Source organism: Candidatus Hydrogenedentota bacterium (assembly GCA_016791475.1).
In the GTDB taxonomy this organism is placed as follows: domain Bacteria; phylum Hydrogenedentota; class Hydrogenedentia; order Hydrogenedentales; family JAEUWI01; genus JAEUWI01.
Map to the genome: position 1 here is coordinate 142,859 of JAEUWI010000004.1, position 22,019 is coordinate 164,877.

Consider the following 22,019-nt stretch of genomic DNA (forward strand, 5'->3'; position numbering starts at 1 on the left):
TTTTCACGCAATACTGCGGTCGGACTACTCGCTGCGCTGGGGGAAAAACCGGCTTGCGAAAGCACCCACGAGAAAAATGGTCAATGTACCGATCACGGTGGCCAGGTTCGCGTGGAAGGGACTGCGCAGCACGGCCAGACTCTCGGGCCACTGATCCACCGAAGGGAGCGTCATCCACACGATGACGAGCAGGCCCACGATCACCCCGATCACGGCCCCGGCGTTGTTGGACCGTCGCGAGGCAAAGCCCAGCAGGAAGAGCCCGAGCATGCCGCCCGCGAATATCCCCGAAATAAGCCACCACGCATCGAGCATGCTGTTCACCCGAATCAGCAGCAGGGCCACCGTCGTCCCCATCGCCCCCCAGAGTAGCGTCGCGCCATGGAGCACGCGCATGGATTGCTTCTCGGTAGCCTGGGGATTGATGAAGCGCGCGTAGATGTCCTTCAAAATGACCGTCGCCGAGCAGTTCAGGCTCGTGTCAATGCTGCTCATGGCGGCGGCAAGCAAAGCCGCCACGAGCAAACCCACAAGCCCCACGGGAAGTCCGTTAATGATAAAGTGCGGGAAGACTTTGTCTCCGATGTCCGCGGGGGTCAGCGCGGCCGCCGCCTGCGCGATAGCCGCCTGTTGCGTGGCGTCGGCCGTTCGCAGCTCGATGTCCAGCCGCGTCGCGGCCACCTGACTGCGCACCTGCTCCAGCATCTCGGGGTGAACCTCGTAGTATGCGAAGAGCGAGGTGCCGATCGCGAAGAACATGAAGGATGCGGGTACATAGAGCAATGCCATGGCCCAAACGGCCCGCGCGGCGGACCGATGCGAGCGCGCCACATGATAACGCTGGACCTGGTCCTGATCGATACCGAAATTGTTCAGATTGATCGCCACGCCATAGGCAAACACGACCCAGACCGTGGAGTCGCTGATGGAAGGGCCCCAGCTTCCCAGACTGAGCTTGCCGTGTTCCCGGGCTATCGCAAGAATCTGGCCGGGCCCCTCGGGCATTCCGGTGACCAGGAGAAACAGCGCGGTCGCCGCACCGATAAGCAACACCGCGCTCTGCACCACATCGGTCCACACCACCGCTTCGATCCCACCCAGCAACGTGTAGAAGGTCACGATAGCGCCAGTCACAATGATGGTCGTGGACATGTCCCAGCCCAGCAGGGATTTCAGCACCAATGCAACCCCCAGCAGGATCGCGCCGATGCGCGCCACCTGATTGAGGACATAACACAACATCGTGTAAGTCCGCGCCCAGGGGCCGAATCGGGCCTCCAGATGGGTGTAGGCCGATATCTCGCCGGTATCGCGATAAAAGGGAATGAAATAGCGTGAAGCGAAAAAGGCCGCCACCGGCAGGGTCAGGCTGAAGACGAATGGATTCCAGTTTCCGCCGTAGGCCTTGCCCGGCACACCGAGAAAGGTCATGCTGGAAAGGTACGTGCCAAAGAGTGAGAACGCCACCGCCCAGCCGGGAATGCGACCGCCGCCCGCAGTGAACTGGGCCACGGTCTTGCTGTTGCGGACGAAATAGGAGCCCACGGCGGAAACAGTGCCTACATAAAGCACCAGAACAACCACATCGACCCAGGGCAATTCCTTCATGTTCAGGTTCCCTTATTACGGGCCAGGGCCCTATTCCGCCAGGGTTCGTTCCAAGTGCGCGCGCAACAATGACAACGCGAGCGCACCATCGCGGCGTCGAAGGGCCTCCGCAATAAGGTGATGCTCACGGATAGACATGGCCGCGTTCTCTTTTGGATTCGGTGCGACTTCGGTCGATGCCGCAAAATAGCCGGACAGCACCTGATGCATACCCGCGATAAGGGGATTCCCCGTCATCTCCAGGATCAGGCGATGAAATGCAAGATCGATTTCGTCTGCTTCGGGCGTGTGGCCAGCCTCCGCCGCGATGGATTCAAAGGTATCCGCCAGTTCCCCGAGTCGTGCCAGTTGCGCCTCCGTCGCATGGCCCACCGCCAGATCCACCGCGCCCACCTCCAGCACATAGCGCAACTGCGCCAGGCGAATGAACTCCCCCTCTTTGCCGCCGCGGCCATAGAGCGGCACCCAGCGCGACATCAGTTGAACAGGGTCGGGCCGACTGACCAGCAAACCTTTCTTCTGACGACTTTCCAGGATACCCAGGGAGCGAAGCTGGCTCAAGGCCTCCCGCGCAATGCTCCGCGAGACGTCATAGTGCGCCTCCACCTGATCGCCCGTCATGAAGAACTCGCCCTCGCTGAGATCGGAGGCCACGATGTCCTCATGAATCTTGAGGGCCAGACGATTGGCGAGGCTGTCGCCTTGTGTTGCGGGTCGTTCCATGAGAAAAAGTTAGCAATATTCTCTTGATATTGCAAGCAAGTCGTTATAAACTGCCGATACGTCCAATTAAGTCATACTTATTCCCGGCAAGCAGTTCAGCCCGCAGGAGAGCAGCCATGGCAAAGACCCGAATCACCGGTATCATTCCCGCCCGCTACGGCTCCACCCGATTGCCCGGCAAGCCCCTGCGGGCCATTCTGGACAAATCCATGATCCAGCACGTCTACGAGCGCTGCGCAATGGCCGACAGCATCGACGATCTTGTGGTGGCCACGGACGACGAGCGCATCCGCGATGCCGTCCTCGCCTTTGGTGGCAAGGCGGTGATGACGCGGCCCGATCATCCCAGCGGCACGGATCGGCTGGCGGAAGTGGCGGAGTCCCTCGAAACGGATATCGTCGTCAATATTCAAGGCGACCAGCCCTTCTTCAATCCCGATATGATCGATGAAGTCGTTACGCCGCTCGTTGCCGATCCCGCCCTGGAGGTTGCCACGCTCATGTACCCCATCGAGCGCGAGGACGATCTCCACGACACCGGCGTGGTCAAAGTAGTCACCAACCTGCTCGGCGACGCCCTCTACTTCTCCCGCTCTCTCATCCCCTTTCCTCGCCAACACGTTGCCCACAAGGTCTTTGAGCATGTCGGGCTCTACGCCTATCGAAGAACTTCGCTCCTGCGCCTCGCCAAACTGCCCGTGACCACCCTGGAGGCGGTTGAATCGCTGGAGCAATTGCGCTGGCTGGAACACGGCGTTCGCATCCGCGTCGTCGAGTCCCAGTGCGCCGATCAGGCCTTCAGCGGCTTCAGCGTGGACACCCCCGAAGATCTCGCCCGCGCCGAAGCCATGCTCCGCGAACACCTTCAGAACGGATAAGCCTCCCATGCCCATAGCGCCCAACACCCTCGAAGAACTCAGCCAGCAGCTCTCCCCCCTCGCCTCCGAGCGCGTTGATCGCGCTGTGGATCGCATGGTTGCCGCGAAAGAACGCGGCGGCAAGATCGTAATCGTCACCGGTAGTGGCCCGAACATCCACGAGGGCGTCACCACGCTCATCGCCGAACTCATGCACCGGGGCATCGTCGATGGCGTATCCACAAGCTCCGCCGTGGTCTCTCACGAAATGGGCGGCACGCTTGACAAGGTGAAGCGCTGCAACGGCGCGGCGCTCGGTTTAGACCCCGACACACTCCCCCGTGGCGGCGACTTCGAGCTCACCCTCATGAGCCCCGAGACGGACGCGGAGCTGGAAGCCCACCTGCGCCTCGACCGCGATCTCATGGCGCGCCTGGAGAAGGCCGAAGGCAAGACCATCATCAAGGCCGCGGGCAACCTCGGCTACCCCATGGGCCTCTGGATCGAGCGGCTCTCCGAAGAGATCGGCACCCTCGCCCGTATCCACGGAAAGACTTTCGAAGAAGTCGCCGGACTCGGCGCCGACGAACGTACCATGATCGGCGCGGGCGCGCGTCTGGGTCTCCCCGTCCTCGTCACCATCCCCCAGCTCATCGGCGGCGGCGCGACCGGCCTCTCCATCGGCGACAGCATCAGCATCACGGAGCGCGCCTCGCGCCTAGCCCACATGCTCTCCAGCGCCGACGTCATCATCGAATCCGCCGTCGCCCTCACCCAGGAGATTCACGACGGCCCCTTCGAGTGCTACACCGGCCACGGCCTCTGGTCCGCATGGGAAGGCCGCTACCACTACTCCCTCGAAGGCAAAACCCTCGTCCGCATGGACCTCGACCCCGCCCTCGAAACCGTCTACCAGGCCGAGCAGGGCAACAGCGCCGTCCAGCAGGCCATCGCCGACGGCCTGCCCAAAACCAAAACCTTCAAAGTCCCCTTCCGCATGGAAATGTCCGGCTTCGCCCGCCACGAAGGCAGCATCCCCATCACCGGCGACATCGGCCTCCTCTGGCCCGTCCTCGCCCTCCGCCTCGCCCAGCGCCTCAACCTCGAACTCGACTTCCTCTCCTATCCCCAGCAGACCCCACAGGGCCAAGCCATGCGCGAGGCCATTGTGCGCAACATCAAGCCCATCAGCCGGAAGAGGATGCTGGACGCGCTGCGGGGGTGAGTCGGAGTCTTTATCGTGCTCCCGAAGCCTGAAAAGTGCTACGCTCTACCCGCACAGACTCATAGCCGAGGAGTAGACCATGTCCAGAAGCATCCTTCTAAACACTCAGACCAAAAACTATTTGGATCTGATTGGGAACGGACGCATCTATCGAGTACCACCCTACCAGCGCGACTACTCCTGGGAAATCGATCAATGGGAAGATCTCTGGAATGACGTGCTGGACATGAAGGCCGACGCTGGGGAACGCCACTATATGGGGGCCCTGGTGGTCGAAGGAACGAGCGACCGGGAGTTCGGCATCATAGACGGGCAGCAGCGCCTGGCGACGTTGAGCATCATCGCGCTGGCCGTACTCGCTCATCTGAACGATCTCGTTCGAGCGGGTAAGGAGCCGGAGAAGAATCGGGAAAGAGCGGTGGAACTTCGGAAACGTTTCATTGGGGACAAAGATCCGGCCTCACTTATCGAGAGCAGCAAGCTGTTCCTGAATGAAAACGATGATGGATTCTACCAGGACTATCTGGTGCAACTCCGCACACCAAACAACCCGCGGGGCTTGTCGCGTTCGAACAGCCAGCTCTGGAAGTGTTTCCGGTTCTATGTCGACGCGATAAACAAAGAGCCCGGCCTCGCGGAATCAGGTCAGGAACTGGCGCACTTGCTGAGCGAAACCATCGCGCGCCAGTTGCTTTTCATCCTGATCACCGTGGACGACGAACTGAATGCCTATACCGTCTTCGAAACGTTGAACGCGCGAGGCCTGGAGCTGTCGGCAACCGATCTGCTGAAGAATTATCTTTTCTCGCGGGTGAAGGCGAGCAATGACTTAGTTGCGCTCCAACGGCGGTGGAAGGCACTCGTAGGCACCGTTCGTCAGGAGAGATTCCCGGAATTTCTGCGCTATCACTTGCTGTGCGAGCAGCCCAAAATTCGAACGCAGCGGCTCTTCAAAATCGTGCGTGATCGGGTGACCCGTCCAGAGGAGGTCTTCGCCCTGATGGACGGCCTGGAACAACGGGCGGAGCTCTTCGCGGCGCTCAGTGATCCGGGGCATGAATACTGGATCGACTTCCCCAATTGCCGTCCCCATATTCAGGAAATGCAACTTTTTCGGGTGCGTCAGTTGACTCCGGTGCTTTTCGCAGCTTGGGAAACCCTTTCTCGCGACGACTTCGCACGGGTCTTGAAGATGCTTGCGCGCCTGACCTTCCGGCATACGGTAGTGACCGGACTCAACACCAACGAATTGGAGCCCGTAAGCCACGCAGGGGCGAAGGCGCTGCTCAACGGGGAGGTCAAATCGCCCGCCCAGCTTTTCGACCGCTTGCGGCCCATTTATGTAGAAAAAGATCGATTCGTCCAAGCCTTTGCCGAGCTCGAGGTTTCAACGCGAGGACAAAAGAAGAAACTGGCAAAGTACATTCTCTGCGCCTTGGAACGGGATGCTTCAGGACGGCCCTGCGACTATCAAACGGACCCCGGCTCTATCGAGCACATTCTACCCGAGAATCCGGGCGCGGAGTGGGAGGCTATATTTTCGCAAGACCGGCAGGAGAAGTATGTGTATCGACTTGGCAACCTTGCCTTACTCCAGGCGGCTGCAAATCGCAATGTCGGTAATAGCGGCTACGACGTGAAACTTCAGGCCTATGCAAGCAGCCATTACGACTCGACCAGGTTGGTCGCCTCGATTGCGCCCGAGGAGTGGACACCAGAATTGCTGAATGAACGACAGCGCCAAATGGCCGTGCGTGCGGAGCACCTGTGGCGTTCCGACTTCGCCGATTAGACTTTCCGCGCTCGTTGAATTCCACTCCCGCGCGTCTTATCATGTCCCTGCGGCGGGCCTCTCCCCCTTGTGCCCGCCCTGACTGAGAGAGCACCTACCTGGGAACCCGTGCCATGTCTTCGCTGTACCGAATCCCCCGCTATGCCCTGTCCCTTTTTCTCGCCATCCCCGTTCTCGCGCTGGATACCCAATGGGAGTTCAAACCGCCCCTGGGCCAGGCGGACGCTTCGCCCGCCATTGCCGATCTAAATGGCGATGGTGTGAACGACGTCGTCGTCACCACGTCGGCCGGCAGCATCATAGCGATTGACCATCAGGGCCGCCAGATCTGGATGCGGGGCGTCCAGATCCCCATCAGCATCGCGCCGACAGCGGTAAACCTGCTGGAGGACGAGACCCCGGAAGTGCTGGTTGTGAATCAGTCGGGCCAGCTTTTCTGCATGGCGGGGCGCAACGGCGACCCCATCTGGGACTACAGCCTGCCGGGCAAGATCGCCTGGGGCATGACGGCCCTGTCAGTCCATGATCTGGATGGCGACGGGGCGCTGGAGATCATCGCGGCGGACGACGCGGGGCATGTCGTCTGCCTGTCGCGCGAAGGAGAAAAAATCTGGCAATACGACGGCGACCATGGCCACGGCATGTGCCCGGCGGTGGGTCTCATCGGAGACGGCAAGAATCCGGTCATCATGATGGCGGGACCCAAGACGGCCATGCTGTGCCTGGACGCGAAGGGCAAGCTGCTCTGGAAGGTCGAAGGCGTTAACGGGGCGAGTCCCGTCATCGCCGATCTCGACGGCGACGGTAAAAACGAGATCGTGGGCGCGATGGACAATGCCCTGATGGCGGTCGACGCAAAGGGCAAGGTCCTTTGGAAGCTGGCGACGCCGCGCACGATAGACAGCTCCATTGCCGTGGCCGATGCGGATGAAGACGGCGTCAACGAAATCTATGCCGTGGACCTCGGCGGCCAGGTCGTCTGCGCAAGCCCGGACGGTAAGCAGCTCTGGAAGGCGGACATCCGCGAGCGTTCACGCCGCTCGCCCACGGTGGGCGATGTGGACGGCGACGGCAAGCTGGAGGTGGTGGTCGCGGGTTACAGCGGCGAACTCTTCCTCTACACCGGCGACGGCGACTTGAAAGAGTCCCACCCCATGCCCCAGAGCACGAACGCCTCCCCCACCATCGCTGATCTGAAGGGCGACGGCACGCCCTCGGTGGTGTACATCACCGCGACGGGCTCGGTCATCGCCTACGGCTGGCCCGAGGCCAAGCCCGACGCCAAGGTGCAGTGGCCGGAGTACCGTTTCAGCAGCCAGCGCGGCGGCGAATATCTTCCGCCCCGTGCCCACTCGCCCGTGAAGATTGCCCACATCGATTTTGGCGATCTCTATGCCGGCGCCAATGCCGTTTCCCTGCGGGTGGAAAACCCGGAGCAGGCGGAGCTGCATGTCATCGTTCAGGTGGACCGCACTGGCGAAAAGACAAAACACACGGACGTCGTTTCGCGCGACGCCGTGGTTTCGGTGCAGGCCGACTACCTCCTGGGCGCAGGCGCCCCCGCCGAAGTCACCATTCGCGCTTCGGTGGTGCAGGGCGAGGTCACGGTAGCGCACCGTTCCCTCTCGGCCTGGGTCGTGCCCTTCCGCAAAGAAGTGGATGACCTGACCCGCCTCATACAGACCGTACAGACCAATGCCGGCCAGCTTCCGAAAGCCTTCGCGCTGCTCGGAGAGGCTGCCGCCGCCCAGGGACGCCTCGCGGACTACAGCGCACGGGCCGCCGTGGCGGGCACCTTGACCGAAGTGGGACAGCGCGAACTGCGCGACAGCCTGCGCGGGGACCTGAACCGCTTCGCGCAATTGAAAACCCTCACCGACAACGCCCTCGCGAGCAGGGCCCAGGGTGCGTGGCCCATTCAGCTTGCCGCAGCCAACCCCTGGGCGCCCTTCGGCGGCACCGACGAAGTGCTGGAGTCCCGCACGGCGGGTCGACAGGTGACCATCGAAGCCTTCCAGGGCGAAACAGAGAATGCCGCGCTGAACGCCTTCAACTGGTCCGCCGATGCCCAGACGGTGCGGGTGGAATTGGACGACATCGTGCGCGAAGGCGCGGACGCCGCCTCGGGGCTCCCGTGGCATGAGGTGGTCACGCTTCATGAGGTGGTGGCCGTGCCCGCCCAGACGCTGGACAAGTCGGCCGACGCCCTGCCGGTGATGAACCAGGGCCAGGTGCTGACCCTGCCCGGCTGGGATGCCCGCCAGGTGTGGCTGACGGTGAACACCAGCAAGCTGGAGCCGGGCACCTGGAAGAGCGTGGTGCACCTCCGCACGCTCGAAGTGGAAACCCAGTCCTTCGATTTGCCGTTGACAATCGAGGTATCGGCGGTGAAGCTGGCCGATACGAACGTGCTCAGGCACTGCAACTGGGGCTACGTGGCCAGTTCTCGCCTGAAGCACCACGAACCCCAGGCCATCGCCGACCGCGTGGCCCATGGAAACAACGTATTCGTGAGCACCTTCCTCCCCAGGGCAACCTATGACGCAGAGGGCAAACTCACGGGTGAAATTGATTACACGGCCCACGACACCTTCATGGGCAAGTACGCGCCCCACGGCCTCATCCTCTTCCAGAACTACAACCCCATCACCACCACCGCGCCGCTGGACAGCGAAGCCTACAAAAAAGCCTACATCCACTATGTCCGTGAATGGGTCAAGCACCTCGCAACCCTCGGCGTGGGCTACGACGGCTTCGCCATGTACCCCATCGACGAGCCGGGCCTGACGGATGGCCTGGTGCAGATGTACCTTCACAATGCCAAACTCACCCGTGAAGCCGACCCGAAAATCCTCATGTACACCGACCCCGTCGCGCGCATCACGGAAGAAGAACTGCGGGAGATGCTGCCCTGGGTCGATATCTGGTGCCCCAACCGCGTGGGATTCCTGCTCAACGTCGGCGCAGAGAAGCTGAAGATCATGCAGGAGGACCCCGGCGCGATTCTCTGGAACTACGAGTGTCTGGGCAACGCCAAGCATCAGTCCCCTCTGGGCTACTACCGCGCCCAGGCCTGGCTCGCCTGGCACCACAACCTCACCGGCATCGGTTTCTGGTCCTACTGCACCTCCAGCGCCGACCCCTGGTACCGCCCCGTGGACACCCTGGACTACCTCATGACTTATCAGGGCGACGGACCCGTCTCCAGCAAGCGCTGGGAGGCCGTCCGCGATGGCGTGGAGGACTACGCCATGCTCCATGCCCTCCGGGAAGCGACCGAGGCGGCCAAAGCCCGTGGTGGCGCCCTGGAGGCGGTCAAGGAGGCCGAGGCCCTGCTGGATGGCGGCGCTACGGCCATCGCCCAGTTCTGCGGACTCGATGAACACGGCACGGAGCCCGGCAAAGGTGGTGCGGCGGGTGCGCGCAAACTTGCGGATGAACGCTTCCAGGCCATTCAGGAGACGCGCCGCGAAATCGCCCGCCTCATGCCCCTCTTGACGCCCTGAAATGGCCCGCCACTAAAGACAAGCCCTTGCGCAACCCACAGGCAGCGCAAGGGCTTTTGTTGATTTATATCGGATTACCTTCGGAACTATTGCTTTGCGTTGGTCCGATCAACGATCCAGACTTTGCTCGTTCCCAGCCGACCAAACATGTTTCGATGGGGCACATGCAACGTATTGGCTACATGGTAACCCTTGAAACGGGTCAGCCAGAACATCTCCCAGAACGAATGGGTCTTCTTCTGCCCGGCCTTTATAAAATCTTTGGTATCAATCAATGACATGACGCTATCCCTCCCGGATTTGTCCTACCCTTGAATTATACCGGGTTATGACAATTGCGCAACTTCATGGAGCAACATCCAACAAAACCTACCCATGCATTATTTATCAGCAAATCAATAATGCAAGTACAAATAACATAGCATCTTTTATCAGCAGACCAATAACCACTCTTTTCAAGCCCAAAACACCAACAGCTCGACCCCATCCCAAACTCGTAATTCAAAATTCTTAATTCTTAATTCTCTTGTGTTTCTCCACATAGATGTGGAGCACCGCAATGTCCGCCGCGCGAACGCCCGAAATCCGGCTCGCCTGCCCGAAATTTACCGGACGAATCGCCTTCAGCCGATCCTTGCACTCCCTCGGGATGCCCGGAATCGCCTCGTAGTCAAGCGTCTCGGGAATGACGCAGTGCTCGGCCTTCTTGAATCGGTCAATATCCCGCTGCTGTCGGTCCATGTAACCCTGATACTTCGCTCGAATCTCCACCTGCTCCCGAGCCTCAAAGTCGAGGGGAACGGGCGGCGGACAAACTTTGTACAGTGCCTCGAGCGTCATGTCGGGCCGCCGCAACAATTGAACGGCGGGAATGGACCGCTCGATAGGAGCCCCCCCGCACGCCACCAGGATCTGATTCGTCTCGACAGAGGGGTCGACCTGGGACTTCTCCAGCCGCTGCATCTCCTCCGCAACCCTTCCCTCCCGTGCGCGCATCTGGTTCAGCACTTCGTCGTTGCCAAAGCCGTAGTGGGCCAGGCGCACATCCGCATTATCCTGCCGCAGGTGGAGTCGATACTCAGCACGGGAAGTAAACAACCGGTAAGGCTCGATAAGCCCCCGGGTGACGATATCATCCACAAGCACGCCGATATAACCCTCATCTCGACCAATAAATAGCGGCGCTTCGTTGCGCAAAAAGCGCGAAACATTCATTGCCGCATAGAGCCCCTGCGCGGCCGCCTCTTCGTAGCCCGAAGTTCCGTTGATTTGCCCCGCGTGGAACAGTCCACGGATTTTTTTGGTCTCAAGCGTCGGTTTAAGTTGGGTCGGTGGCACAAAATCATACTCCACCGCATAGCCGGGTCGAATGATCTCGGCCTCCTCAAGTCCGGGCACGCTGTGGAGGAATTCACGCTGCACCTCTTCGGGCAGGCTGGTGCTCAGACCATTCACATAGACCTCGTTGGTCATGAGACCCTCGGGCTCCAGGAAGATACGGTGCTCCGTCTTCTCGGGAAAGCGCATCACTTTGTCTTCGATACTCGGACAATAGCGTGGCCCGATGCCCTCGATCTTGCCGGAGTACAGGGGCGATTTGTCCAGGTTGCGTCGGATGACCTCGTGCGTCGCTTCGCCGGTATAGCAGAGCCAGCATGAAATCCTGTTCGGGCTGAAGCCTTCGATCGGCGTCGAATAGGAAAAGGGCCGGGGCTCCGTGTCGCCCTTCTGCTCCTCCATACGACTCGTATCGATACTCCGTTTGTGGATGCGTGGCACCGTTCCCGTCTTCATGCGTCCGGTTTCGATGCCCATCTTCGCGTAGGTAAGCGACAGATTGTTCGCGGGCTTGTCGCCGCCGCGCCCGCCCTCGATGGTGGTCATACCGAAGTGGAGCCGCCCCCCGAGGAAGGTACCCGTGCACACGATGACCGCGCGGGCCGTGATTTCTTCCCCCACGCCCGTGCGAATGCCACAGGCCGCGCCATCCTGCACGAGAATGTCGTCCACCTCGACCTGCTTCAGGCAAAGATTGTCCTGGCTCTCGCACACGTACTTCATGTCGAACTGATACATGTGCCGATCCGCCTGCGCGCGGGGCGAGTGTACCGCCGGCCCCTTGGAACGATTCAGCATCTTGAACTGAATGCCGGTCCGGTCGATGCAGCGTCCCATTTCCCCGCCCAGTGCGTCGATCTCGCGGACAAGCTGCCCCTTGGCAATGCCGCCGATGGCCGGATTGCAGGGCATCTTGCCGATATCGTCCAGCTTCATCGTGGCCATCAAGGTGCTGTGGCCCAGGCGCGCGCAACCGAGAGCCGCCTCGATGCCGGCATGGCCCGCGCCAATCACAATAACGTCGTAATCTCGCTGCATGGTGGGAAAAACCTGTGTGGAAGGGGGCACCGGCTCGCACGCCGATAACTGGATAAGCCGCGCGAAGTATAGCACAGGGGGAGTAATTCGGGCGAATTGGGGGTATCGGAGCCCTCCACACAAACCTGGCGTATCGTTATCAGAGGAGGCGCTTTCCCTGGCAACCGCGCGACACGACGATGCCCGCAAGCTGCTCTCGCGGGCATCGATGAATTGGTTGCGCCAATAGCGCTGCGCTTTTCGCCTTACAGGGGACGGAACTCCGTGTACACCATCACGGTGACCGTGACGTCGAAGGTGATGGCCTCCGCTTCCAGGAAGCCCGCGCCGTCCAGGTGGAGCACCGGCGTGGCGCACTGATCCTCATTCAAATCATTGAGCAGGTCCACGGGGTTCTCAAGCGTCAGGGCGAATTCCGCACCGAGCCCGTCGTTATCGGCCGCGGTGCCGAGAATAAGCGGATCGTCGGATCCATCCACATCGATATCCAGCACGGCGGTTTCAAATGGATCGAAATTACCCGCAGTGGCGGTGATGTCGGTGGACTTCAAATCAACACGGGTGATGACCGCCATATCGGCGATGAGATCGCCGGCGGCCGCGCGAACCAGCGCGTCGAGCTCTTCCTCATTGAACAGTCCGCAGACCTCGCCGAGCGCGACATCGGCCTGGCCCGAGGCGGCGGCGAGCGCGGAGATCTCCACGCCCTGTCGCAATTCGAGGGTCACGGGAATGGGCGGGGGAAGAAATCCCACGCAACCGGAGAGTTGGGTGGCCGCAAAGGTTGCGAGGCTGGCCGCCATGGTTGCCGCGGCGTACTTCATGCTTCGAGGCGTGACTTCATGTTCCATGGTGCTTGAACTCCTGTTGCCCCAGGTTGGTTGTTCACTACCTGCCACGTAAGACACTAACGCCCGCATCGCGCGACGTTACAACAAAGGGAGCTGGACCCCGTCCCCGGCAGCGGGTGTGCGCCTCGAAATATACCCCAGTGTCGCAATCATTGAATAGCGACAAAAGTACTATACACTGCTATTGTTGGTGCAAATACTGATCAAATGCCGAGAAAATGCGGGAATGTCCCGAATTTTGAGGCCGCGGCCCCATCGTCCCGCCCGTCTATCCCACAACGAATCTTCAGAAAAAATTCATGCGTCCCCACGCCCCTGGCGGAGGTGTTTCTCGATTTTTCCGAGTAACTCCGCGTGACGGAACGGTTTTCCGATGATGTCGGTCGCGCCGCCAGCCATGATTTCCCGGGTCTCTTCGTCCAATACGCCGCCGGTGACGAAAATTATTGGAATTGTCCCACCGCCTTCCATCCCTCGTATCCGGCGCATCGTTTCGATACCGTCCATTCCGGGCATGGCGCGATCCATGAGTACGATATCGGGTCGCCAGTGTTCGAATATCTCCAGCGCTTCGGCGCCGCCGGGCGCCCCCTTAACCTCAAAGCCGGAACCGGTCAGGAGTTTGTCAAGAACGCTCCGATTCGTGTCGATGTCGTCCACGACAAGAACACGCGCCGGGATGTCCGCACTGGGCGTGCTCTGAACCCGCGCCGCGCTCCGGGCGTCCACCACATCCTGTTGCGCACCAGTTGTCACGGGCAACCGCATGTAAACCCGCGTCCCCACGCCGGGTGTGGATTCGATGGAGATACTTCCGCCAAGCGCCTCGATCTGCCGCTTGCTGATGGGCAGACCAAGGCCCGCGCCCCCGACGCGGCTCCCGGCCGAGGCCTGCTCGAAGGGCTCAAAAACCCGTTCCAGTTCCCGCGACTCGATACCGGGGCCCGTGTCCTCCAACGCAATGCACAGGCCCATGGCGCCGGGTTCGCGATCAGCCGGCTCCACCCCACTCGTCAATGTGATGCTTCCGGCTTCGGTGAACTTGATGGCGTTGCCCACGGCATTGATAAGAACCTGGCGGAGTTTTGCCTGATCCGCGACTATATATTCCGGCACCGCCGGATCCACTTCCCACGTCATTCGCACCCGCTCTTCGTCCACTTGCACGGCGAGCATACGCATTAGACGTTCGAGCATCTCCCGAAAATTGAAAGTGGACACCGTGACGGAAATCCTGCCCGACTCGATCCGCGCCATTTCGAGGACATTGTTGATGAGGTCCAGGAGGTGGTCGCCGCTTCGCGCAATAATTTCGAGGTTCACCGCATCTTCCGGCGAGCGGGCGGACGAATTCTGCATGACCTGCACGTGGCCGAGGATGGCGTTCATGGGGGTGCGAATCTCGTGCGAAACATGGGCGAGAAATTGACTCTTGGCGCGGTTCGCCGCCTCGGCCTGCTCCTTCGCGTCGCGCAACCGCCGCTCCGACACCCGGAGTACCGCATAGTTTCGGATAAGTAGAAGCAACGTCCCCAGGCTGAGCCCGGCGAAAAGCCCCATGGGGAGCAGGAAACTCCGCGTCGCCCACAGCGGGGGCATAACGGTAAATTGCGCGCGGGCGGGCGTCGGATCTACATTGAAATCGGTATCCGCCGCACGTACCTCAAACACGTAGTCCCCCGCGCCCAGGTGGGGGGAGATTGTGCTTCGCTCCTTGGAAAAGGGCGTCCAGACCGCAGTCGCCCCGCCCGTTTCGGTAATGCGCCACGAGTACACAAGCTCCTCCCGTGGCGTCAATTCCCACGGATCCACCGCATCGAATTGGAAAACGCGAAGCTCCCCCGGGGCGATTCTCCCCGGACTCAGCCGAATCCGGGTCTCGGGCGGCTCCGACGACGCCACATAGCGGAGGACACCGCCGCCGGCTATCTCCACCCAGAGGTTGCCTTGGGGATCCTCTACAATCGCCGATACACCCCCGCGAAGGAATCCCGGCGTATCGCCGTACCAGCGCCAACGCCCTTCCGAGTAGCACGCCACGCCCAGGTCAAGCGCCCCCGTCCACAACCGCCCGCTCCGGCTGCGAAAGAGGCACGAAACACGGGCGCTCGGATTCTTCTCGAAGGGCGCCCGCAGGCTCAGATTACCGTCGCGATAGAAAAAAACGCCTTCCTCGTTCGACCCCACCAGGAAACCACCTTCCCCTTCTTCCACAATACCCCGAAAGTTCTTCCCCGACTGAATACGGTGAAGAAGTCGCATGCCGCCACCGTCCTCCAGCGCCCACTCGGTCAGGACGGTCAGCGTTGAAACCAGTAGATGCCCGGAGCTGGTTTCGATGACGGTATTGACCTCCTCAACATCGGACTGGGGACTGGCCGCCGCGAGGCGCCATTCTCCGCCGATGTACTCGTAGATCTGATCGAGATTCCACGCAAAGATCCGACCGGCGCGGGCTTCAAGCAGGCTGTCCACCGCAGGCGGCAGGGCAATTCGTCGCCGTTCCTCCCTTCGCTTTATATCCCATTGCAGCGCCAGCCCCTCCTTCAACAGCCACACCGTGCCGTCGTTCCCCTTTTCCATGGAAACGTATTCGCCCGGTTCCACCTGACCTATCGCGTGCCAGCCGTCCACCGTAAACTGCATGACCTGGCCCGGCGCGCTAACGGTGATCGCGTCTGTCGACTCGTCGGCATAAATTGAGGAAAACCGGCCGTCGGAGGCATGGGGAAAAACCGTCCACCCCTGCTCGCCGATGCGAAACACCCCCAGTTTGCTGCCAACCCACAACTCGCCCGTTTCCGGGAAGCGGCGCAGGGTCTGCAACGGCACCGTCGGCCCATCCCGTAATATGGGGATGGGATAGGTCTCGTCTCCGTCGAGGAACTCCGCACGGTACTCCCAGGCGATGGCCACCCGTTCATCCGGATACGCGGCCAGCGCCCGGGCGAATTCGTTCGAAATCTTGCGCCATGTCGCCTCGCCGGGGGCCATGCGCCACAAACCGCTCCTGCTGCCCGCATAGAGCGTGAGTCCCGGTGTCTCCAGCAGCACCTCCGGTGCTTCCACCGTCTCATCGCCCGCCTGCTGCGTCCAGCGCGCGCCGTCCCAGCGGAGAATCCCCCGCCCCGCGCTCCCCGCAAAAATGCGCCCATCCGCCAGGCGCAGCAACCCCACAATCGCCTGGTCCGTTCCGGAAGTCGCACGGTCCAGCACGAGGGACCAGCGGCCCCGTGGAACCCCTTCCCCACTGCCGCCGGGCTCCGGTGCGAATTCGATCACGCGCCCTTTTGTGAGCCCGAACCAGAGGCGACCATCCGGCAGACTCAAAATCGAGAATACCGACGGCGTCTCCAGCTCGGGTAGTCCCGTGGACATCACCTTCCACCCCTCACCAGAGTACACCGCAATCCCCTCCACCATACCGACCCACATCCGGCCCGCCGAATCCGCCCGTAGCACCCGGACATCCAGCGACGGCAGCCCCGATTCCCGGCCAAAGCTCTTCCAGGAAAGCCCGTCATAGCGCGATACGCCCCGGCCCCAGCAGCCAAACCAGAGCGCGCCGTCCGGCGTACGCTCAATGCTGCGCACCACCGCACCCGCCAACCCTGACTCGGCGGTGTATTGCTGCACGGGATAGATGGGGGCGGCGTAAGACTCCGCCGAAATGGAGAAGAAAAGGATTAGTACTTTCCACGCTGGACCGATTGCGCCCCGCAATGAAAGGAAGGCGCGATTCCCCCGCACATCCTGTCTCCTGATGAGTGCAATCAAGCCTCGAACCTCCCCGTGGGTCAAGCGCACCACCCAACCCTCAATCCAGTCTCCCCTCAGGTTGAGTGCGCGGCACACCTCTATTGTCGCAGATCTCGACGATTAATGCCATTCCGCGAATTGCTTACCAGGTTTATTGCACGCAAAGGCGCGAAGGCGCAAAGATAAATGGGATGGGAGTCCAATCCGGTCTTATCTGGATTGCAGGAAGACGAAAGGCGTGTATCGATTCCTCTCCTGTTTTTTCTTCGTGATCTTCGCGCTCTTCGTGGTAAAACGATGGGTTGCGGCTAATAGCGGTACTCAGTAGTCTCGCACCACTATCCTTTATTGCGGTTCAGATCTGCGAGTACGCCGTCGGCTTCAATATCCGGTTGTGGATGTTCGAGACGGTGTCCTTGTACTGCGGATCGCCGCTGAGGGCCTTCCATTTATCGCTCGCGACAAACTTGGCCCAGCTTGCGTCGTGGTCGGGCATGTCGTCGAAGACGACCATGTAGGTCAGGTTCGGCATGCGCGCCCCGGCAATGGTCTCTCCAAAGAACACGGGCGTCAGCCCCGTCTCCAGGAAGATCGCAATCTCGCCGCCTTCGTTGAACATTTCGATCTTCTTCTTCGCAAACTTCTCGCTGTGGCTCTCGTAGGTTCGGAGTTCGAAAATGCGATCCTTCTTCTCCGGTACCGCCAGCTTCGGCATGCCGCTGAAAGCCAGCATGAGGCTGGTTTCATACCGCACGAAATTCGGACTATTCGGTGGCGTATCAAGGAACTCGCCGCCCGCCTTTTGAAACTCCTCATCGGCGGCGAGGGTGGCGCGGGCCGCCGCATACGACGCGAGGGAAGCATGGGTCAGCAGGACTTCGAGGTGGGTCCATTCGCCGCCGTAGACCCCGGTGAACACACCCACGGGGCCGATCCCGGCGCGGTTCCACGCGGGGATGGCGGCGTTCTCCAGGAAAGCATGGATGGCCCCGTTGCGATCCCCCGGCAGCAATTGGTAGGTGCGGTGTTCGTAGTATTCCCGTTCCACGGGCTTCTCCTCGGCGGTTGCGCCCAGGGTGGTTAAGGCCGCGCCGGTAAGGGCGGCTCCGGCGAGAAATTCGCGTCGTTCCATGGGGTAGGCCTTTCGGGTTGATATAATCATGTAGATGGCTCGGCAATTCGGGCAGCGATACGATAACACACGTAGCGGGGGGCGGCGCCATACCTTCTGACCAGTCCCTGTTGTCCCTTTAGTCCCCGGCTCTCCCCCTAAGTTTCCCGTTGCATTTTCCCCCGCAATGCGCTAGCCTTTTCGGACACGGGCCACAGCAACTTATTCTACTGGAGGGAGATACCATGCTGATTGTAAACACGGAAACCATACCCGGATACAACGTCGTCCGCGTACTCGGCCTTGTGCAGGGCAACACCATCCGAGCGAAGCACGCGGGTAAAGACATCATGGCGGGCCTCAAAAACCTCGTGGGCGGCGAACTCAAAGGCTACACCGAACTGCTCACTGAATCGCGACGGGAAGCCATGAGCCGCATGATCGCCCAGGCCAACGAGCTTGGGGCGAATTGCGTGCTCAACGTGCGCTTCAGCACCAGCTCCATCACCCAGGGCGCCGCCGAACTCTACGCCTACGGCACCGCCGTCATCGTCCAGCCGATCCAATAGGAAGCTGCACCATGGAAGATCTCATAGGAACAGCTATCGCTTTTGGCATCCCCATCACGCTCCTCGCAATTGGATTCTTTAATGGCCGCCACGTCGAACGGAGGCACCTGCGCAATCTCGATGAGCGAGAGGCCCGCGTCGCCCACCTCATCGTCACCAACACGAAATTTATCCCCCGCGAACTCGGCTATCGCCGCGCCGAGATGCTGATGGGCGAAGCGGTCATCGGCTCGGATTACTTCAAGAACTTCCTGGCCGGTCTCCGCTCTTTCTTTGGCGGCGAACTCAAATCGCTGGAGACCCTCATGGACAGGGCGCGACGCGAAGCCACCCTGCGCGTGCTGGAGCATGCCGCGTCCCGCGGAGCTTCGGCCGTGTTCAACATCCGCCTGGAAACGTCCAACATTGGCGCGATGCAAGGGAAGAAACAGGCGCCCATGGCTGAAGTGCTGGTCTACGGCACGGCCTGCTACATTGACTAAGAAAGACCCCCACTCCATACGGAATGAGCCCTTCTACGGGGACGCCTTCCAGCAATCGAAGGACTCCGTCTACCAGGAACCCGGCTTTCACGTCGCACCCGCCGTAACGCGCAATGAGGAGCGCGCGCTCCACACCGTGTGGGACGAGCCCACGCTGCGCGCCGGTGGCGCGATGCTCCCGCCCGAGGCCTTCACCTATTCGGCGTGGTATGAAGAACAGCTCGCCCGGACGCCCGCTTGGAAAAGCTGGGCCACGCTCCTGGCCCTGGCCGTTTGCGGCGGCCCCTTCGCCATTCTCGCCACGCTGGCCACCACGATGACCGACGGCATGGCCGGCGGCCTGATCTATCTCATCGTCATCGGACCAGCCATTGAGGAGATGATGAAGATCGGCGCGGCCCTCCTCATCCTGGAAAATCGCCCCTGGCTCTTTCGCAACGGAATGCAAACGGTCATCGCCGCCGCGTCCGCCGGGCTACTCTTTGCCGTGGTGGAAAATCTCCTCTACATCCACGTCTACAATCCCGAGGGCACCGAGAGCTTTCGCCTCTGGCGCTGGACCGTCTGCACCGCGCTCCACACCGGCACCAGCACGATAGCGGGCTTGGGCCTGATGCGCATGTGGAGCAAGGCCACAGCCCCCGCACGATCAGAAGCCGGCATCGAATTCCAGCGCCCCCAGGTGCTGGACGCCTATCCCTACATCCTCACGGCAGTGGTCATCCACGGTGCCTACAATGGGTTCGCAGTCGTGATGTCGTGGGCTACGGACTGGATTTGAGGGGATGGCGGCGACTCTCTCGTTCGCACCCTGAAAGGGCAAAAAGATGGGGAGCTTTCCTTTTCCTCGGCGTTGTTCGCCGCGGCGAACTGAAAGCTGCGCTGGCCCTTCGGGCCGGAAGAGTGATTCGATCCGCCTTCGAGAACAATTGCCGGAAGATTGCCTGTGCCTGCGGTAATTGGACGAATCTCGCCTCGAGAAACCCACGTGATTGAACGAATGCACACTCAAAACGGATGATCTACTATTACGCCTCGCACATGCCCATTTCCGTGACACTCCGTGCTTTTCCGTGGTCAACAATCCCTCGGGGTTGCGCCAAACGGACACGAATACCCCATCACCCATGCGAAAGATTCTTGCATCAGCCCCTTCCCCGCTTTTGCAGCTCAGAGCACCGTGGGCTTGTCGTCCCCGATCGACTTTGCGGTGTCGGGCTTGCGCGTTTCCTGCATCATTTTCTTAATCAGGTAATACCCGGCGCAGAGCGCTATCACAAGCGTCGCTATGCTGAAGTTCATCATGGGCTCAACCTCTTTGTAGTCGATGATGATGATCTTGCGCGATACGGCGACGATAGCCACAAGCATGACGACTTCGACGTGCACGGTGTTCTCTTCGAGATAGATGCGGATGGTTTCGAAGAGCTCCAGGCCGATGAGCACCATGAGGAAGAAGCCGAAAATCTCCAGGAGATTGTCGATATCCAGAAACAAGAATGGCGGGGCAACAATCTGCTCATACATGATAATGCCCAGCTCGACGGTGGATATGACAATCGTGATGAGCATCATCCCGAGCAGTGAAAGCACCACGGCCCGTTCGATTATGCGAATTCCGATCATGAGGATGGCTTCAAAGCGATTCTGTTCCATTATTTCCTATCTCCCGTGAGACCTTGAGCGGAGAAGAGTACAGGAAGTACGGGGAGCCATTGCAAGGTTTCGCCGGATTTCCCCATTCAGCCCCCTGATTCCCTTCGTCCTGTTATGCTACTCTTGCTGCGGTGTGGATTTCCTCCTCCGGCGACGGTGGAGTTACGCGCCCTGTATCGTTACGCTTGCACAGTTCCGCGCGGCGCTGTCCGCGCGGCTCATGGGTCTACTTACATCAAGAGGGGTGGAAATATTCATATGAAGCCAGAAGAACAGGACGGATCGGAGACCGAAGCGCGCGGTGTGCGCGAAGATGCCTTTGACGACGTGTTCACCGGCAATCTCCCCACGGAGATCCCCGATCCCGTGGAGAATGACACGGATGACTGGGAAAATGCGCCCACCCGAGCCTTTTCCCTGCTGGATTCGGCCCCCGTACCCCATCCGACGGATCAGGCATTCCTGCTGACGCGCTCCGACGCGGAGCCCGAAACCATTTTCGACGCCGAATCCCGCGCAAACGCGCGCGCGCCCCGCGAAATGAAAATTGCCCGCGAAGGCGACGGAAAGAAGCTGCCGGAGGGCTATGTCATCAATGAACGCTTCGAGATCCGGCGTTGCCTGGGCTCCGGGCGCGTGGGCACGGTCTATCTCGTGGATGATCTGCGCCTGAAGGACAAGAAGGCCCTGAAATTGATGCATCCGGCGCTGATCGACAGCGAGGAGGCCTCCAGACGCTTTATCGCCGAAATCAAGACCCTGCAGGGCCTCTCCCACGAGCACATCGTACGCGTTTACGACTTCGGTCTCACGGAGCCGGGCGGTCTTTCTTTTTTCACAATGGAGTTCGTGGACGGCATCTCGCTGGCCCAGCTCTTGAAGAAGAAGGGCGGTCGGCTTCCCGTGGACAAGGCGCTCGGCCTGATTGCCCAGGTACTCGACACCCTGGCCTATGCCCACGAACACGGTACCCACCGCCACCTCACCCCCATCAATGTGATGGTCCGCGCAACCGGGCGAATCGCCTTGCTCAACTTCGGCCTCTCCACCACCCACAGCAGCTCCGGTCTGCCCGTGGAGCAGACCCACTTCGAACTGGACTACTACCAGGCGCCGGAGCAACGCGAAAATGCCGGCGCCGTCGACACCCGGACCGACCTCTACGCTGTGAGCGCGATTCTTTACCAGATGCTCTGCGGTGAAGTGCCGCTGACCGATGCCCTGCCCCCCTCGCGTGTGCACCCGGAGGTGCCCCGTTCCCTGGACCGGGTGGTGATGCGGGGCCTGGCCGAGAAACCGGAGGATCGCTTCCAGTCCGCCTCAGAAATGAAGGAGGCCCTGGAGCGGGCCGGGCGCGCGCGGAAATCATCCGTGCTGTGGGTGGGCCTCGGTATACTGGGACTGCTGGCCGGGGCCGCCGCGGCGTGGTTCCTCCTCGGCTGATACCCCAGTGAAATTGAAGGGGGCGGCGGCGGTGCGTATACTGTCTCCGGGACGCTTTCGC

16 protein-coding genes are annotated in these 22,019 nt (G+C 60.9%); 8 read left to right on the plus strand and 8 right to left on the minus strand.

What is annotated here, in order from left to right; translation table 11 throughout:
• Positions 1–24 precede the first annotated feature (24 nt).
• Both JNK74_03650 and JNK74_03655 read right to left on the minus strand, forming a co-directional pair.
• Positions 25–1,608, minus strand: coding sequence for a sodium:solute symporter (locus JNK74_03650; protein MBL7645267.1), 1,584 nt, complete (start codon positions 1,606–1,608; stop codon positions 25–27).
• Positions 1,609–1,638: 30 nt separating this feature from the next.
• Positions 1,639–2,331 carry a FadR family transcriptional regulator gene (locus JNK74_03655; protein MBL7645268.1) on the minus strand — a complete coding sequence of 231 codons (693 nt, stop codon included), beginning with the start codon at positions 2,329–2,331 and terminating at the stop codon, positions 1,639–1,641.
• A gap of 116 nt (positions 2,332–2,447) precedes the next feature.
• Between JNK74_03655 and kdsB the strand changes: the two genes are divergently transcribed.
• The 4 genes from kdsB to JNK74_03675 all read left to right on the plus strand — a co-directional run bounded on the left by kdsB (position 2,448) and on the right by JNK74_03675 (position 9,711).
• Positions 2,448–3,209, plus strand: coding sequence for a 3-deoxy-manno-octulosonate cytidylyltransferase (gene kdsB, locus JNK74_03660; GenBank protein ID MBL7645269.1), 762 nt, complete (start codon positions 2,448–2,450; stop codon positions 3,207–3,209).
• A 7-nt stretch (positions 3,210–3,216) separates the two neighbouring features.
• Entirely contained in the window at positions 3,217–4,413 is a 1,197-nt protein-coding gene (locus JNK74_03665; protein MBL7645270.1) for a hypothetical protein, read from the plus strand.
• Between the two features lie 79 nt (positions 4,414–4,492).
• A complete protein-coding gene (locus JNK74_03670; GenBank protein ID MBL7645271.1) occupies positions 4,493–6,205 on the plus strand; it encodes a DUF262 domain-containing protein in 1,713 nt (570 codons plus the stop codon).
• Positions 6,206–6,318: 113 nt separating this feature from the next.
• Positions 6,319–9,711 (plus strand): VCBS repeat-containing protein, encoded by a 3,393-nt coding sequence (locus JNK74_03675; protein ID MBL7645272.1) that lies wholly within the window; start codon positions 6,319–6,321, stop codon positions 9,709–9,711.
• An 86-nt stretch (positions 9,712–9,797) separates the two neighbouring features.
• Here JNK74_03675 and JNK74_03680 read toward each other — a convergent pair whose 3' ends face one another.
• The 5 genes from JNK74_03680 to JNK74_03700 form a co-directional block, all read right to left on the minus strand.
• Entirely contained in the window at positions 9,798–9,992 is a 195-nt protein-coding gene (locus JNK74_03680) for a hypothetical protein (protein MBL7645273.1), read from the minus strand.
• A 229-nt stretch (positions 9,993–10,221) separates the two neighbouring features.
• Positions 10,222–12,087 (minus strand): tRNA uridine-5-carboxymethylaminomethyl(34) synthesis enzyme MnmG, encoded by a 1,866-nt coding sequence (gene mnmG / locus JNK74_03685; GenBank protein ID MBL7645274.1) that lies wholly within the window; start codon positions 12,085–12,087, stop codon positions 10,222–10,224.
• A 245-nt stretch (positions 12,088–12,332) separates the two neighbouring features.
• Entirely contained in the window at positions 12,333–12,938 is a 606-nt protein-coding gene (locus JNK74_03690; protein ID MBL7645275.1) for a hypothetical protein, read from the minus strand.
• 297 nt (positions 12,939–13,235) lie between these two features.
• Positions 13,236–16,715 carry a response regulator gene (locus tag JNK74_03695; protein MBL7645276.1) on the minus strand — a complete coding sequence of 1,160 codons (3,480 nt, stop codon included), beginning with the start codon at positions 16,713–16,715 and terminating at the stop codon, positions 13,236–13,238.
• Between the two features lie 337 nt (positions 16,716–17,052).
• Positions 17,053–17,829 carry an NIPSNAP family protein gene (locus JNK74_03700; protein ID MBL7645277.1) on the minus strand — a complete coding sequence of 259 codons (777 nt, stop codon included), beginning with the start codon at positions 17,827–17,829 and terminating at the stop codon, positions 17,053–17,055.
• 224 nt (positions 17,830–18,053) lie between these two features.
• Between JNK74_03700 and JNK74_03705 the strand changes: the two genes are divergently transcribed.
• Genes JNK74_03705 through JNK74_03715 form a run of 3 tightly spaced genes read left to right on the plus strand, consistent with a single transcriptional unit; the run spans position 18,054 to position 19,640 of the window.
• Positions 18,054–18,377, plus strand: coding sequence for a YbjQ family protein (locus JNK74_03705; protein MBL7645278.1), 324 nt, complete (start codon positions 18,054–18,056; stop codon positions 18,375–18,377).
• Between the two features lie 11 nt (positions 18,378–18,388).
• Entirely contained in the window at positions 18,389–18,859 is a 471-nt protein-coding gene (locus JNK74_03710) for a YbjQ family protein (GenBank protein MBL7645279.1), read from the plus strand.
• Positions 18,852–19,640 (plus strand): PrsW family intramembrane metalloprotease, encoded by a 789-nt coding sequence (locus tag JNK74_03715; protein ID MBL7645280.1) that lies wholly within the window; start codon positions 18,852–18,854, stop codon positions 19,638–19,640. Before JNK74_03710 ends, JNK74_03715 begins: the two co-directional genes overlap by 8 nt.
• Before the next feature lie 389 nt (positions 19,641–20,029).
• Here JNK74_03715 and JNK74_03720 read toward each other — a convergent pair whose 3' ends face one another.
• Positions 20,030–20,515, minus strand: a complete 486-nt coding sequence (locus JNK74_03720) for a phosphate-starvation-inducible PsiE family protein (GenBank protein MBL7645281.1) — start codon at positions 20,513–20,515, stop codon at positions 20,030–20,032.
• 258 nt (positions 20,516–20,773) lie between these two features.
• Between JNK74_03720 and JNK74_03725 the strand changes: the two genes are divergently transcribed.
• Entirely contained in the window at positions 20,774–21,958 is a 1,185-nt protein-coding gene (locus tag JNK74_03725; GenBank protein MBL7645282.1) for a serine/threonine protein kinase, read from the plus strand.
• Positions 21,959–22,019: the final 61 nt, after the last annotated feature.

What these genes read in the sequence shown, in the direction of transcription:
- JNK74_03650 (MBL7645267.1), bottom strand. Translation starts at nt 1,608, where the DNA reads ATGAAGGAATTGCCCTGGGTCGATGTGGTTGTTCTGGTGCTTTATGTA.
- JNK74_03655 (MBL7645268.1), bottom strand. Translation starts at nt 2,331, where the DNA reads ATGGAACGACCCGCAACACAAGGCGACAGCCTCGCCAATCGTCTGGCC.
- kdsB (MBL7645269.1), top strand. Translation starts at nt 2,448, where the DNA reads ATGGCAAAGACCCGAATCACCGGTATCATTCCCGCCCGCTACGGCTCC.
- JNK74_03665 (MBL7645270.1), top strand. Translation starts at nt 3,217, where the DNA reads ATGCCCATAGCGCCCAACACCCTCGAAGAACTCAGCCAGCAGCTCTCC.
- JNK74_03670 (MBL7645271.1), top strand. Translation starts at nt 4,493, where the DNA reads ATGTCCAGAAGCATCCTTCTAAACACTCAGACCAAAAACTATTTGGAT.
- JNK74_03675 (MBL7645272.1), top strand. Translation starts at nt 6,319, where the DNA reads ATGTCTTCGCTGTACCGAATCCCCCGCTATGCCCTGTCCCTTTTTCTC.
- JNK74_03680 (MBL7645273.1), bottom strand. Translation starts at nt 9,992, where the DNA reads ATGTCATTGATTGATACCAAAGATTTTATAAAGGCCGGGCAGAAGAAG.
- mnmG (MBL7645274.1), bottom strand. Translation starts at nt 12,087, where the DNA reads ATGCAGCGAGATTACGACGTTATTGTGATTGGCGCGGGCCATGCCGGC.
- JNK74_03690 (MBL7645275.1), bottom strand. Translation starts at nt 12,938, where the DNA reads ATGGAACATGAAGTCACGCCTCGAAGCATGAAGTACGCCGCGGCAACC.
- JNK74_03700 (MBL7645277.1), bottom strand. Translation starts at nt 17,829, where the DNA reads ATGGAACGACGCGAATTTCTCGCCGGAGCCGCCCTTACCGGCGCGGCC.
- JNK74_03705 (MBL7645278.1), top strand. Translation starts at nt 18,054, where the DNA reads ATGCTGATTGTAAACACGGAAACCATACCCGGATACAACGTCGTCCGC.
- JNK74_03710 (MBL7645279.1), top strand. Translation starts at nt 18,389, where the DNA reads ATGGAAGATCTCATAGGAACAGCTATCGCTTTTGGCATCCCCATCACG.
- JNK74_03720 (MBL7645281.1), bottom strand. Translation starts at nt 20,515, where the DNA reads ATGGAACAGAATCGCTTTGAAGCCATCCTCATGATCGGAATTCGCATA.
- JNK74_03725 (MBL7645282.1), top strand. Translation starts at nt 20,774, where the DNA reads ATGAAGCCAGAAGAACAGGACGGATCGGAGACCGAAGCGCGCGGTGTG.